The organism is Aneurinibacillus thermoaerophilus (assembly GCF_019603355.1).
Classification (GTDB): Bacteria; Bacillota; Bacilli; order Aneurinibacillales; family Aneurinibacillaceae; genus Aneurinibacillus; species Aneurinibacillus thermoaerophilus.
This window is the reverse complement of the sequence record NZ_CP080764.1, coordinates 2,380,241-2,394,024: the sequence shown is the minus strand read 5'-3', so window position 1 is coordinate 2,394,024 and position 13,784 is coordinate 2,380,241. Positions and strand designations below refer to the sequence as shown.

Annotated in this window: 15 protein-coding genes; 13 read left to right on the top strand and 2 right to left on the bottom strand. The window is 45.0% G+C overall.

Going from position 1 to position 13,784, the window contains the following annotated elements:
- Positions 1-52 precede the first annotated feature (52 nt).
- The 7 genes from dxs (at position 53) to spo0A (ending at position 8,415) form a co-directional block, all read left to right on the top strand.
- Complete coding sequence (gene dxs, locus K3F53_RS12450) at positions 53-1,936, top strand: 1-deoxy-D-xylulose-5-phosphate synthase (protein WP_057898260.1); 1,884 nt, start codon at positions 53-55, stop codon at positions 1,934-1,936.
- Between the two features lie 3 nt (positions 1,937-1,939).
- Positions 1,940-2,752, top strand: a complete 813-nt coding sequence (locus tag K3F53_RS12445) for a TlyA family RNA methyltransferase (protein WP_220559018.1) — start codon at positions 1,940-1,942, stop codon at positions 2,750-2,752.
- Between the two features lie 128 nt (positions 2,753-2,880).
- Positions 2,881-3,738 (top strand): NAD(+)/NADH kinase, encoded by an 858-nt coding sequence (locus tag K3F53_RS12440; RefSeq protein WP_091259550.1) that lies wholly within the window; start codon positions 2,881-2,883, stop codon positions 3,736-3,738.
- 31 nt (positions 3,739-3,769) lie between these two features.
- On the top strand, positions 3,770-4,219 hold the full coding sequence (ahrC, locus tag K3F53_RS12435; protein WP_057900271.1) for a transcriptional regulator AhrC/ArgR: 450 nt from the start codon (positions 3,770-3,772) through the stop codon (positions 4,217-4,219).
- 22 nt (positions 4,220-4,241) lie between these two features.
- Positions 4,242-5,969 (top strand): DNA repair protein RecN, encoded by a 1,728-nt coding sequence (gene recN, locus K3F53_RS12430; RefSeq protein ID WP_057898262.1) that lies wholly within the window; start codon positions 4,242-4,244, stop codon positions 5,967-5,969.
- Positions 5,970-6,106: 137 nt separating this feature from the next.
- The gene (gene spoIVB / locus K3F53_RS12425; RefSeq protein WP_220560932.1) at positions 6,107-7,408 is read left to right on the top strand and encodes a SpoIVB peptidase; all 1,302 of its coding nucleotides are present in this window, start codon (positions 6,107-6,109) and stop codon (positions 7,406-7,408) included.
- A 227-nt stretch (positions 7,409-7,635) separates the two neighbouring features.
- Complete coding sequence (gene spo0A / locus K3F53_RS12420) at positions 7,636-8,415, top strand: sporulation transcription factor Spo0A (protein WP_091259557.1); 780 nt, start codon at positions 7,636-7,638, stop codon at positions 8,413-8,415.
- A gap of 463 nt (positions 8,416-8,878) precedes the next feature.
- Here the strand turns inward: spo0A and K3F53_RS12415 are convergent, their stop codons facing one another.
- Positions 8,879-9,091: an aspartyl-phosphate phosphatase Spo0E family protein gene (locus K3F53_RS12415; RefSeq protein WP_057898264.1), complete on the bottom strand. Its 213-nt coding sequence runs from the start codon at positions 9,089-9,091 to the stop codon at positions 8,879-8,881.
- Positions 9,092-9,251: 160 nt separating this feature from the next.
- Here K3F53_RS12415 and K3F53_RS19700 point away from each other — a divergent pair, with 160 nt between their 5' ends.
- Both K3F53_RS19700 and K3F53_RS12410 read left to right on the top strand, forming a co-directional pair.
- On the top strand, positions 9,252-9,380 hold the full coding sequence (locus tag K3F53_RS19700) for a hypothetical protein (RefSeq protein WP_257721586.1): 129 nt from the start codon (positions 9,252-9,254) through the stop codon (positions 9,378-9,380).
- 6 nt (positions 9,381-9,386) lie between these two features.
- A complete protein-coding gene (locus tag K3F53_RS12410; RefSeq protein ID WP_057898265.1) occupies positions 9,387-10,226 on the top strand; it encodes a PHP domain-containing protein in 840 nt (279 codons plus the stop codon).
- 47 nt (positions 10,227-10,273) lie between these two features.
- On the opposite strand, the gene K3F53_RS12405 is transcribed toward K3F53_RS12410, so the two are convergent.
- Positions 10,274-10,720: a GNAT family N-acetyltransferase gene (locus tag K3F53_RS12405; RefSeq protein ID WP_057898266.1), complete on the bottom strand. Its 447-nt coding sequence runs from the start codon at positions 10,718-10,720 to the stop codon at positions 10,274-10,276.
- A 105-nt stretch (positions 10,721-10,825) separates the two neighbouring features.
- Between K3F53_RS12405 and K3F53_RS12400 the strand changes: the two genes are divergently transcribed.
- The 4 genes from K3F53_RS12400 (at position 10,826) to K3F53_RS12385 (ending at position 13,703) form a co-directional block, all read left to right on the top strand.
- The gene (locus K3F53_RS12400) at positions 10,826-10,987 is read left to right on the top strand and encodes a hypothetical protein (RefSeq protein ID WP_156424006.1); all 162 of its coding nucleotides are present in this window, start codon (positions 10,826-10,828) and stop codon (positions 10,985-10,987) included.
- Between the two features lie 285 nt (positions 10,988-11,272).
- Positions 11,273-11,827 (top strand): phosphatidylglycerophosphatase A family protein, encoded by a 555-nt coding sequence (locus K3F53_RS12395; RefSeq protein ID WP_057898267.1) that lies wholly within the window; start codon positions 11,273-11,275, stop codon positions 11,825-11,827.
- Positions 11,828-12,170: 343 nt separating this feature from the next.
- On the top strand, positions 12,171-12,791 hold the full coding sequence (locus K3F53_RS12390; protein WP_057898268.1) for a superoxide dismutase: 621 nt from the start codon (positions 12,171-12,173) through the stop codon (positions 12,789-12,791).
- A 288-nt stretch (positions 12,792-13,079) separates the two neighbouring features.
- Complete coding sequence (locus K3F53_RS12385) at positions 13,080-13,703, top strand: stalk domain-containing protein (RefSeq protein WP_057898270.1); 624 nt, start codon at positions 13,080-13,082, stop codon at positions 13,701-13,703.
- The last annotated feature ends 81 nt before the right edge of the window (positions 13,704-13,784 follow it).

Sequence of the window (13,784 nt, the reverse complement as noted above, 5' to 3'; positions counted from 1 at the left end):
GTGTGCTATGTATGGAAAAATTAGAATGAAACGTTGAAAGCGAGGGTTTTCCTTGTTATCTACAATCAATTCCCCGCAAGACTTAAAAAAATTAAATATATCTCAACTAACTGAACTGGCGGAAGAGATTCGCGCGTTTCTCATCGAAAATTTATCAGTGACCGGGGGACACTTGGCGCCGAACCTTGGCGTAGTAGAACTAACGCTTGCGCTTCATTATATTTTTGACAGCCCGAAAGATAAACTCATTTGGGATGTAGGGCATCAGGCTTACGTGCATAAAATGCTGACAGGGCGTATGGAAAGGTTCGATACGCTGCGCCAATATAAAGGATTATGCGGTTATCCAAAGCGGAGTGAGAGCGAACATGATGTTTGGGAGACGGGTCATAGTAGCACTTCGCTTTCCGCGGCGATGGGCATGGCAATCGCCCGCGATTTAAAAGGTGAGAAGCACAAGGTCATTGCGATTATCGGTGACGGTGCGCTAACCGGCGGCATGGCGTTGGAAGCGATGAATCATATGGGGCACGAAGGCAGAGATGTTACTGTTATATTGAATGATAACGAAATGTCCATCGCGCCGAACGTCGGGGCGATGCACAACCACTTAGGAAAGCTGCGCACGAACCATAATTACAGACGCGCTAAGGAAGAGATTGAACAATTGCTGAAGAAAATACCGGCAGTTGGCGGCAAAATGGCCAAGCTGGTCGAGCGGCTTAAAGATGGTCTGAAATATGTAGTCGTGTCCGGCATTCTTTTTGAAGAGCTGGGCTTTACATATCTGGGACCGGTGGACGGGCATAATTTGCCTGCGTTGATGGAAGCTTTGCGTCAGGCGTCTCACACAAAAGGCCCTGTACTCGTTCATGTTATTACTAAGAAGGGGAAAGGATATGCCCCGGCTGAGCTCGACTCATACGCATTTCATGGTGTGGGTATGTATAAGATCGAGAGCGGTGAAGTGTTGAAAAGTGAAGGCCCGCCGAGTTACACAAGTATTTTCGCACGTACAATTGAAAAACTGGCCGAAAAAGATTCCCGCATCGTAGCAATTACAGCAGCGATGCCTAACGGTACAGGTCTTGATCACTTTGCGCAGAAATATCCCGAACGCTTTTTTGATGTCGGAATTGCAGAGCAACATGCGACAACGATGGCGGCGGGAATTGCGACGCAGGGGTTAAAGCCGGTGTTTGCTGTATATTCTACATTTTTGCAGCGTGGGTACGATCAGCTTGTGCACGATGTATGCCGCCAGAACCTGAATGTGACGTTTGCCATTGACCGAGCTGGTTTGGTCGGCGCGGACGGGGAAACACATCAGGGTGTATTTGATATCGCATATATGCGCAGCCTGCCTAATATGACAATTATGATGCCGAAGGACGAGAATGAATTGCAGCATATGCTGTACACGGCGCTTATGTATGATGGCGGTCCGATTGCTGTCCGTTATCCGCGCGGTAGCGGAGAAGGGGTGCCGTTAGATGGAGAGTTCAAGCTTCTTCCGATCGGTAAAGCAGAAATTTTGCGTCCAGGAGTGCATGTGGCGATTTTGGCATTTGGGAACATGGTGCCTATCGCGCAAAAAGCTGCGGACATGCTGATGGCGGAAGGAATGAATCCGATGGTGGTCAATGCCCGGTTCGCCAAACCGTTGGATGAGGAATTGCTTTTCATGTTGGCGCGGGACGGCTATACGATTGTGACGCTTGAGGAGGGGGCGGTGCACGGCGGCTTCGGCAGCGCCGTACTCGAATGTTACGCGCAGGCCGGTTATCATCATATAACGGTCGAATTAATGGGCATCCCGGATTACTATGTGGAACACGGCAGTGTGAAGGAACAGCGCGCTGAGGTAGGCTTAACTTCTGAAAAGGTAGCACATAAGGTTCGTTCGCTTTGGCCGGCAAGGAGGCAGAGGGCGTAGTCAATGAACAAAAAAGAAAGAATTGATGTACGCTTGGTGCAGGAAGGTTATTTCCCGAGCCGAGAAAAAGCAAGGGCCGCCATTATGGCAGGCCTTGTCTTTGTGGGGCAAGAACGCTGTGACAAACCAGGGGTGAAAGTGGAAGTCGATAAGTCGATTACGGTTAAAGGACATGTTCATCCTTACGTCAGCCGTGGCGGATTAAAGCTTGAGAAAGCGCTCAAAACATTCGGCATTGATGTAACGGATGCGGTGGTAATGGATATTGGTGCTTCCACTGGTGGATTTACCGACTGTGCACTTCAGCACGGTGCACGTCTTGTGTACGCGATTGATGTAGGTTATGGGCAGCTTGATTGGTCGTTGCGTCAGAACGAAAAAGTAGTCGTGATGGAGCGGACCAATTTTCGTTATTTGAAAGCGGACGAATGGGAAGGCGAGCGTATCCAGTTCGCCATGATTGATGTTTCTTTTATTTCGTTGCGGTTGATTTTGCCTGTCCTCAAAGATTTCCTAGATCCGGGTGCCAGCGTGCTAGCATTGGTTAAGCCACAGTTTGAAGCAGGGCGCGAACAAGTTGGAAGGCATGGTGTCGTTCGTGATGCGGCTGTGCACAGGGAAGTGCTCACCACAATGATGAGGTTTAGCGAGCAGCTTGGCTTTCGGGTGCGCGGTCTATCATTTTCTCCAATTACGGGTGGCCAGGGCAACATTGAGTTTTTGCTATATTTGGAATGGACAGAAGGGCCGGTGGTGCCGGAAGACCATACGGAAGATATTGCTCGTATCGTGCGAGAAGCGCATGCCGCTTTCTAAATAGAAAGGTAAAAAGCAGGAGCCTTGAAAGAGGATTCCTGCTTTTTTGCATTTTTATGCACTCGGAAATAAAACCATGTATAATAAGAGAGCAGGCAGTATCACCCTACGTAATCGAGGTGTTGTTTGTGACGGCAATAGGCATCGTAATGAACAAAGATAAGCACAATGCTTGGCTTGTAGCCGAAGCGCTTGTCCGCCTGCTGGAGGGGAAAAAAGCGGGCGTATATATAGACCATGTGGTTGCTGCCCATATTGGACGGCAGGATTTATCTTTACCGCTTGAACAGTTTCATGAAAAAGTAGATATTGTGTTCGTATTGGGCGGAGACGGCACATTGATCGGCTTAGCCCGCGAAATCGCTCCGTATTCCATTCCGATTCTCGGGATTAATCTTGGGCACCTTGGCTTTCTTTCTGAATCAGAGCCAGACGATTTGCCACGTGCGGTGGATCGCATCTTAAGCGGTGAATACTGTGTGGAAGAGAGGATGATGCTGCAAACGGAGGTATTCCGTAACGGGGAACGGGTTCACCAATCCGTTGCGCTGAATGATGTTGGCATTGCAAAGGGAAGCTTCGGTCGAATGATTAAATGCAGCGTGTACGTTGATGATTTATATGTAGGTACCTACAACGGCGACGGGCTCATTATTTCTACTCCTACGGGTTCAACCGCCTATTCCTTGTCGGCAGGAGGGCCAATTGTGGTACCGTATATCAATGTTATTTTGTTAACGCCAGTGGCGCCACATTCGCTGACAGCCCGTCCGCTTGTACTGCCAGCTAACGAAGAAATTCATGTGGTAGTTGATGCGACTCATAATGATATTGGCTTAACGATCGACGGCCAGCTTGGATATCCGCTTAAGATTAATGATGAAATTGTCATTTGCCGCTCACCTTACATTACTCCGCTAATTAAATGGAAAGAGCGAAGCTTTTTCGAAGTTGTGCGAAAAAAACTTCAAAGGGAGAACGGATAACATGAAAGAAAGCAGTACCGGAGGAAAGAATATGAACAAAGGTCAACGACATATTAAAATCAGAGAAATTATTGCTCGGAATGATGTAGAGACGCAGGACGAATTGGTTTATTTGTTGTGTGAAGCAGGATTTAATGTAACACAGGCTACAGTCTCACGCGATATTAAAGAATTGCATCTGGTGAAAGTGCCGACAAACGATGGGCGTTATAAATACTCTTTGCCTGCTGATCAGCGTTTTAACCCCCATCATAAATTGAAGCGAACCCTGATTGACAGCTTTGTCAGCATCGATCAGGCGGATAATCTGCTTGTGATGAAGACGATGCCGGGCAACGCACATGCGATCGGCGCGTTGATTGACAACTTGGAATGGTCCGAGATTTTAGGTACGATTTGCGGCGATGACACGATTCTAATTATTTGCCGGACAAAAGAAGCGGCAGGCGAGATGTCGCAGCGTTTTCTTAACATGCTGTAAACAGGCGGAGGGGGACTGTTTAATGCTTCTGGAATTAAACATTCGCAACTTTGCCGTAATTAAAGAGGTCTCCATTTCGTTTGGACGAGGCCTTACGATTTTAACCGGAGAAACGGGAGCAGGGAAATCGATTTTGATTGACGCCATCAGCATGCTTCTTGGTGGACGCGGCTCTTCTGAATATGTTCGCTACGGATGCAAAAAAGCGGAAATTGAAGGACTGTTCGAATTCGAAGCAGATGCCCCGGTGCTTGGCATGCTCAAGGAGATGGGGATTGATGTGGAAGACAATACGCTGATTATTCGCCGTGAATTGGCGAGTACGGGCAAGACGGTATGTCGGGTGAACGGTCGGCTTGTAACTCTATCCATGCTTAGAGAAGTGGCTCCGTGGCTGATCAATATTCATGGCCAGCACGAACATCAATCGCTTATGCAGGGTGAGCGGCATATTGACTGGCTGGATGCATTTGGTGACGAGAGAATCGTTCCCGCCTTTCGTGAATTTTCTAAGCTGTACGCGCAGTATCAGCAACTCCGTTCCGAATTGGATTATATATCCACTAATGAACGGGAAATGGTACAGCGAATGGACATGCTTCGGTTTCAATTACAGGAGATTGTATCCGCTAACTTGAAGCCAGGTGAAGACGAAGAGCTTATGAAGGAGAAGAAAAAGCTTTCGGGTGGCGAAAAGCTTGTGTATAGTCTCGAAGACGCGTATCGTTCCCTTATTGGAGAACAGCGTGGCATTGACTGGGTGGGGAATGCGGTTAGCCATCTAGAAACCATTCTTGAATACGATGAAGAACTAAGGGAAACACATCAAATGTTAGAAAGCGCATTTTACCAGATTGAAGAGGCAGCACGACTCATACGCGCGTACCGCGATACTATTGAATTCGACCCGGAGCGCCTCACACAGATTGAGAGCAGGCTGGATGAAATCAATCGTTTGAAGCGGAAATACGGCCTTTCGGTGGATGAAATTTTGGAATACGGTGCTTCCATTGAAGATGAACTCGACAGCATGGAAAATCGGGAGACGCGCATTGAGGAACTGCAAAAGAAGCTAAAGGAAGTCGCTCTTGATTTAGCGGTTGAGGCCCAAGAACTTTCGCAAATTCGCAAGCAAATCGCAGAAAAACTTGCCGTGGCGATTGAGCAGGAACTGAAAGACCTGCACATGAGCCGTGCCCAGTTTAAAATCGCCGTTCGGCAGCAGGAAGATGAGCGTGGACTTGATGTGAACGGTAACCGTTTTCGTGTGACGAGCAAGGGGATCGACACCGTCGAGTTTCTGATTGCGCCGAATCCGGGCGAACCGCTCCGACCGGTCAGCAAAATTGCCTCCGGCGGCGAATTGTCCCGTATTATGCTGGCGATGAAAACGATTCTTGCCGATGCGGAGAGCACGGATACGATGATTTTTGACGAGGTAGATACAGGAGTAAGCGGGCGGGCCGCACAGGCGATTGCGGAAAAATTGATGCGGGTTTCCCGCAAACGTCAGGTATTGTCGATTACACATCTGCCACAGGTGGCAAGCATGGCTGATACGCATCTGCGCATCGAGAAACATATGAATGAGAAAGAAACGGAGACGAAAGTCAATCCGCTGTCGTACGAGGAGCGGGTGGTAGAACTTGCTCGCATGCTCGGCGGCGCTCAGGTAACTGAGACAACGAAAGACAATGCCCGTGAAATGCTGGCGCAGGCTGAGGAAGTCAAGCAGGAGCTGGAAGGGTAAGCAGGAAGAGATTGTTTGAGCTATGCGGTTATAAACGCAGCCAACTACGGCAACATTATTACTACAGATATATGGAGGTGTAGGTAGGGAACGTGTAGGAGCGTGATGACCCATTGACCACCCGAAACAAAAAGAAAATGCTGATTGGATGCATTACAATTGCACTCGCTCTTCTCACTTTCTCTTCGACCCCTTTTCAGCAATTTGCTTCTTTTCCTGAGAAAATCCGCATGTTCCAGGGCTCTCTGTCTCAGCTTTCGCTCACCATGCCGGTGACGGCAACGCTTGAATCGACTGATCCTGATGTGGCGCATGTCAAGGAAGCCGTTACGTCAAAAAAGGTCGATTTACGCAATCCCCTTACCATTCAGCCCGGAAAACCGGGCGAAGCTAAAGTGACGCTAAAGCTTGGCAATATTCCTGTAAAAACGGTTGATGTGGAGGTTTTGCCTCAGCTAAAAGTAATACCGGGCGGACAGTCTATTGGTGTGCAATTGCACACTACCGGTGTCTTGGTCGTTGGCCATCATCAGGTGGAAAGCCGAGGCAAGAAGTTTTCTCCTGGAGAATTTGCTGATGTTAAAGTGGGCGATATGATCATCGGAATTAATGACGTGACCATCCACAACATGGATCAAGTGGGAAAGATAGTGAATGGAGCAGGGAAGCAGGGAAAAACAATCAAACTGAAGATTCTTCGGGGAAAGCAAAAGCTTACCGTTGATTTAAAGCCCGCTCTTGAGGATAAGGACAACACATATCGGATGGGATTGTATATTCGTGATTCGGCTGCCGGAGTTGGAACGCTGACGTTTTATGACCCGGAAAGCAAAAAGTATGGCGCGCTTGGCCATGTAATTTCCGATATGGACACCGGGAAGCCGATTACGGTCGGTAAAGGGCATGTTGTGCAGTCAAATGTAACATCCATTGAAAGAGGAAGAAACGGTGCGCCCGGCGAGAAGTATGCGCAGTTTCGCAACGAACGAGTCAAACTGGGCACCATTGAAAAAAATACGCTGTTTGGAATTTTCGGCACGATGAAGCAATTGCCGGATGACGCACTTACAACAGAGCCGATTCCGATTGCGTTGAGCGAGCAGGTAAAGACCGGGCCAGCCGAAATTTATACAGTCGTTAATGGTCAGAAAGTGGAAAAGTTCAAAATTGAAATCGTAAACACGATACCGCAAAAATACCCGGCCACCAAAGGATTGATCATTAAAGTAACAGATCCGGTACTGTTGAAAAAAACCGGAGGTATTGTTCAAGGGATGAGCGGAAGCCCTATTATTCAAGATGGTAAGCTTGTTGGTGCAGTTACTCATGTGTTTGTAAATGATCCGACCAGTGGATACGGTACGTATATCGAATGGATGTTGCAGGATGCGGGGATCGATCTTCGGCATCAAGCAGAAGAAAAGCGCAGGGCGAGTTAACTCCCTGCGTTTTTTTTGGAGTTTCGTCGAAACAGATAAATATTGGTCGAAAAGTCATTGGATTTTATTTGCAGGAGATAAAGGAAGAACGTCGAATTACAAAGTGGACAGAGCCATATTGCTTTTCCATACAGAAATTAGCCGCATATATACATGAAACGAGAGGATTTATAAGCAATGTGATGAAAATATAATTAAAGCAGTAGCGCAAAAGGGGCGAGACCATTTTGAGAATGATTCAAGTGATTTTGGCGGATGACAATCGAGAATTTACAGAATTGCTTCAGGAGTATTTGAATGACCAGCCTGATATTGAAGTCGTAGGAGTTGCGTTTAACGGAAACGACGTATTGAGTTTATTGAAGCATACGTTGCCGGATGTGTTGATTCTTGATATTGTTATGCCGCACTTGGACGGACTGGCGGTGCTTGAACAAATCCGCAGCATGAAATTGCCGACTATGCCGAAGATTATTATGCTGACCGCGTTTGGACAGGAAGAAATTACGAAGAAAGCAGTAGAATTGGGCGCATCGTATTACATTTTGAAACCGTTTGACATGGAAGTTTTGGCGAACCGCTTGCGGCAGGTTGCAGGGCTGACCCCTGTTTCTGCCCATAATCTACGTTCGCCTTCTCTGCCGCCGAAAGGAAAAAACCTTGATCAGAATATCACGAATATTATTCATGAAATCGGTGTTCCAGCACACATTAAAGGCTATTTATACCTGCGTGAAGCGATTACGATGGTGTACAATGATGTGGAGTTGCTTGGATCGATTACGAAAATTTTGTATCCGGAAATTGCTAAGAAGTTCAATACGACAGCAAGTCGGGTGGAACGGGCTATTCGGCATGCGATCGAAGTAGCATGGAGTCGTGGCAACATGGATTCCATCGGCAAACTGTTCGGCTATACGGTGAGCAACAGCAAAGCAAAACCGACGAACAGTGAATTTATTGCCATGGTCGCGGACAAGCTGAGAATTGAGCATCATGTAGGATAGAGTAAGTTGTATCAAGTATTTTATATTTATGCAAATTAAACCCAATCAGTGAAACAATACCAGCTCCCTTCTTTTCAAAGCTATAATTTTTTCATCAAGTCGCAATGGAGACATATGCCAACAAATTTTTCATGCAAGACTATTGAAAATATTAAACTGTAATGAAAGCAAAAGCTGACGCCTGTTTTTATGGTGTCGCTGCCTATGCCTAAAAGAAACTCCCAAGTGATGGTACGCTGAACCGCTTGGGAGTCCATCATGTTTATCGCGTTGAAATGGGATGAATAACATGATATTTTTATATTGTCTTTCCGGAAGTTGGCGGATTGTGAAGGGGTGACGCCAATGCGTATGAAAAAAGCATATGTGATTATCTCGGTTATTGTTGCCATTTCTTTGATATTGTCTATGATTGTGCCGTTCCTGCCATAAGGGGATAAAGTATGGACAATGGATAAAAAAATTAATGTGAACGGCGATTCGATACACGGGCATGAAGATTGAGCTTCTGATCTAGAAGTTGGCTGATTTCCACAACTTCCGGATGGCATAAACTGTTCTTTTCTTTGGCGATTTTATACATAGATTCGCGGAGTTGTGTGATTTCTTGTTGCAGATTTTCCAATTGATAGACAAAGTCTGTGTTCGGGGTATTTTCCATATACGAGGAAAGCATCTGAATTCCTCCTTCCGTATCTTGGCTTAAGCAACGCACATTCCTTGATGATTCCTAAAATTAGTTTGTGGATTTTTGTTTGCTTTTTGTTTTTTAATATATAGTGTTTACCGCTGGACTATGCTTGTATAAGGTAAAATTAACAGGAGAAAATAAACGAATGAGTATGCTGAAAAGTAGGAAAATTTTTGTTATGGACGTGGCGGAAACGGCGCTTGAGATGGGCATGCGTTATTTAGCATCTAGCCTTGGCCGGGAAAATATCCGCTATGCACAATTGGATGGATGAGGTGACATGATGGCAAGAGTGGATTTGCATTCTCATACAGTAGCGTCTGACGGAACATTCACAGTACGCGAGGTAATAGAGCGGGCGAAGCAAAAAGGACTTTGCGCTCTTGGCATTACCGATCACGATACGGTTGCAGCTTTACCGGAAGCGTTGGAGGAAGGAAAACGCCTTGGAGTGGAAATCGTACCAGGTGTTGAAATCAGTTCTGTAGATGAAGGGAAGGATGTGCATGTGCTTGGATATTATATTAACATTCATGACGAGAAGTTTCTTTCCTATCTCGAAGAGCTGCGCCAGGTACGGAGCAGGCGTAATCGGATGATCATTGCGAAGCTGAATGAACTAGGCATTGATATTACGGTAGAAGAAGTAGAAAGCCGCAAGAAAGAACAAGAGGGGAACATAGGGCGGCCACATATTGCCGAAGTATTGATGGAGAAAGGAATTGTGGCATCCATGGGAGAAGCGTTTGATAAATATCTTGGTTTTTCTGGCGCTGCGTATGTGAACCCGCCGCGTATTTCACCGGAGGAAGCGATTGACTTGATTAAGGATGCGGGCGGAGTAGCTGTGCTCGCTCATCCTGGCCTGTATGATAAGCCAGATATGGTAAGACGGCTGATCGGCCATGGTTTACAGGGGATTGAAATTCACCATCCGGATAACGATGAAGCGGATCGACGTCTATACGGGGAAATGGCGGATGAATACGGTTTGGTAAAGACAGCAGGCTCAGACTTTCACGGCATGCGGAACGCTCTTATATTTCATGCCGATTTAGGAACATGCACGACCACCCTAGACACCGTGCGCTATCTGCGTGAATTAAGCAAAAGCTGGTAAAAACATAAAAATCACGAAAGAGACATGTTCGTCAGCATTCCTTTTTGTTACATGGATTTAATCATTGCGATGTGTTCAATCCCCGCTTCCATAAACGTCTCCCCGTGTGCCTTATAGCCAAGGCGTTCATAAAACGGCTTGGCATGTACCTGCGCGTTCAATTTTAAGGTATGATAACCGCTTGCTTTCGCTTCAGCTTCTAGTTTCTCCATGAGCAAACGTCCGAGTCCGCTTCTGCGGCAGGAAGAAACGATAGCCACCCGTTCGATTTTACCGATCCCCTCGCCATAAGGACGTAACCTTCCCGTACCGACGGCATTTCCATTCTCATCAAGTGCCAGGACGTGCAGTGTATCAGCACTTTGATGGTCATACTCGTCCCATTCTATTTCTTCTGGCACATTCTGCTCTTCAATAAATACTTGGCGTCTAACAGCAAGAGCTTGCTGTTTCTCGGTTTCATTATGTACACACTTCACAGTATATATTGACATTATTTATCAGCTCCTTTTTTCTTTTTCTGTAAAGTAACATTGATTCTCTGTATATTTTTTATGATGATGGAAACCCTTATACATATTGAAAAAAGGGGGGGTTTTTTGGCTATTTTTTATATTGTTATTTTGTCTTTACTTTCCCTTTTCTTGCTTTTTGGTGCGAGTTATCTGGTGGTGGTCGTGCTAAACAAAATCAATCCGCCGCGTGCGGATTGGAAAGCGGAATATAGGCTTGCGTCTAAAGACAAAGAACCGGAGGATTAAGGCGAGAATCGGCCTTAAGCGCCGGTTTTTTTATGTTATTAAGAAAGGATATGTTATTTTACAGTATAAAGCAACATATATTTTCTTTTCATGAGTAAATGAGGAAACATTCACGCGTTTTGCTATTGGCAAAGAAACCAAGAAGAACATATATATAATTATATCTTTTTTCTTTAATATTTGTTATAGCCAGAATATTACCATCGTTACGGATCGGTTGTGATATGATGAAATTATATATTTTTTTTACTTGTAGCGTTATTGGTTTGGGGAAGGAGATAAAAAATGAAAAGACAAGTACACAGCAAAGAAGTAAAAAATGCAGCATTGCAGCGTCTTGCTGAGAGAGGGGTTACCGTTGAAGATATCGCGGAAATCGTTTATTTGATGCAGGCACCGTACAATGTGAATCTAAAAATGAATGTTTGCATTGAGAGTGTACGGGCGGTGCTGGAAAAAAGAGAAATTCAGCATGCTATTCTCGTAGGCACCGAATTGGATATTCTCGCTGAAAAGAAAATGTTATCCGAGCCGTTGCAATCGATTATAGAAGCTGATGAAGGGCTATTCGGTTGCGATGAAACATTGGCGCTCGGTTCTGTATTCGGTTATGGAAGCATTGCTGTCACCACTTTTGGTCATCTTGACAAGCAAAAAGTGGGGGTTATCAAACGGTTGGACACGAAGCGAGGGAATGGGATTCATACGTTCCTGGATGATTTGGTGGCGAGCATTGCGGCTTCCGCTTCAAGCCGACTGGCCCATCGCTTGCGCGACGAGGAAGAAGTGGAACGTGATCGACAGTTGAACGCTCAACCTAATAATGAACAGGGGAGCTAAGCTTTTATATTTTTAACCTGTATCTATTGTGGAGAAAGAGTTCTGGAGTAACCGGAACTTGTTTTTTGGCGTATGAGAAAGGATATGTTGTTTTACAGTGATAAAGCAACATATCCTTTTTTTGTGAGCAAACAGGAGAACACTCGTAAGGTGTGTGCCAAACGTAGCTTTTTCTATGTGGAGTGTACGGGACAGAGAGAATCGGAAAGACACGCTAGAAGGAAATGGATATGTGTTTATGCAGAAAGTTTCCCTTAGGAAAAAAAGTTTGATCAACGAAAAATATTTTTATATAATTGCTATTGAATATACATTACGCGAATAATGGAAAGGAGTTTTATGGATGTTTTTCTTGCCGGATTTGCCGTATGCATACGATGAACTTGAGCCTTATATTGACGCTCGAACTTTGGAAATTCATCACAGTAAGCATCATGCAAATTATGTGAACCAATTAAATGTTGCTTTAGAAGGACAACATGAATTGGCTGATAAGTCAATAGAGTGGCTATTAAGCAATTTAGAGCATATTCCAGAATCTATTAGAACGGCTGTCCGTAATAATGGTGGCGGACATTATAATCATTCTTTATTTTGGTCGGTGATGAGTCCAACTGGAGGAGGAGAACCAATCGGGGAGCTCGCCGAGGCGATTGCTGCTTGTTTTGGCAATTTTAAAAATATGAAAGAAATGGTATCCCAAGCTGCGATTCGCCATTTTGGCAGCGGATATGGCTGGCTTGTTTTTGATAACGGGAAGTTGGAAGTTATGAGTACATCTAACCAGGATACTCCTCTTGCGGAAGGAAAAATCCCGCTTATGGTCATTGATGTGTGGGAGCATGCTTATTACTTGAAGTATCAAAATAAGCGTCCTGATTTTGTTTCTGCTTGGTGGAATGTGGTGAATTGGAGAGAAGTAGAAAAACGTTATCAAGAAGCAAAAGAAAGAATGAGCGTATAAAAAAATTTACTTATAGAAAAAAAGTTGCATTAGGTAAAAATATAAGTTATAATTTTATTGTAAAAATATTACATCCTTTTTGGTTGTGGATATGTTTCTGCATTCGGCTGCCGATATACTCAGGCAGCCTGATTTTTTGCATAAATATTTTTTATATTGTTCTTTTATCTTTATCCCGGAAAGTGATGAGCGAAAAGAAATGGAAGATGGGACAAAAGAAAAACAAAACAAAAAGACAAATGACGCGTATAAATATAGTAGGCGAAGAATCGGGAAAGAGGTTGAAGAATGAAACGCAAAGCAATAGTCCTGCTATTATCGCTACTTGCTTCCAGCGTAACGGCTGCGGCTTCAAGCAATGTATATCTCGGAAAATATCCGATTGTGCCTGTTGAAATAAACGGCAACAAGCTTCAAGAAAGCACCCCGTCTTTTTCTGTAAACGGCACCACAGTTGTTCCGCTACAGACGATCGCTGAACAGCTAGGCGCTTTCGTTATGAAAGATGAAGAAAGCGGAAAGACGACGGTAGTCAAGCCAAATATTAATATGATTGTGGCGGCATCCATCGATGAGAAGCGACAACGGAATTATACCATCGAGTCCCCGTTTATGATCGTGTCCAAAGGAAGCAAAGCCTCATTTGATATTTTTGTTGATGTGGACAATGCTCCAAAATCGGACTCCCTCGTATTCAAGCTTGTCATTCGTAACCCTTCCGGTGCCGAAGAGTACGTTAGTTATCCCCAGAGTTATTCAACCGTCCGGAATGGCACCGCTTTTTTATATACGCATAATGTAAAAGAGATGCAGTTTAAAGAGGCTGGTGACTATAAGGTTCAGATGATTATGAAGCTGGGTAACAGCGGTGATTACCAGGTCGTTGGCGAAAACATCATTCATTCGCGATAGCATTTTGACTTATCCCTGTATTTATATTTATGTAAAAAAGTGATATAATCAGGATATACTACAGGGTAGCGTTGTAAACTG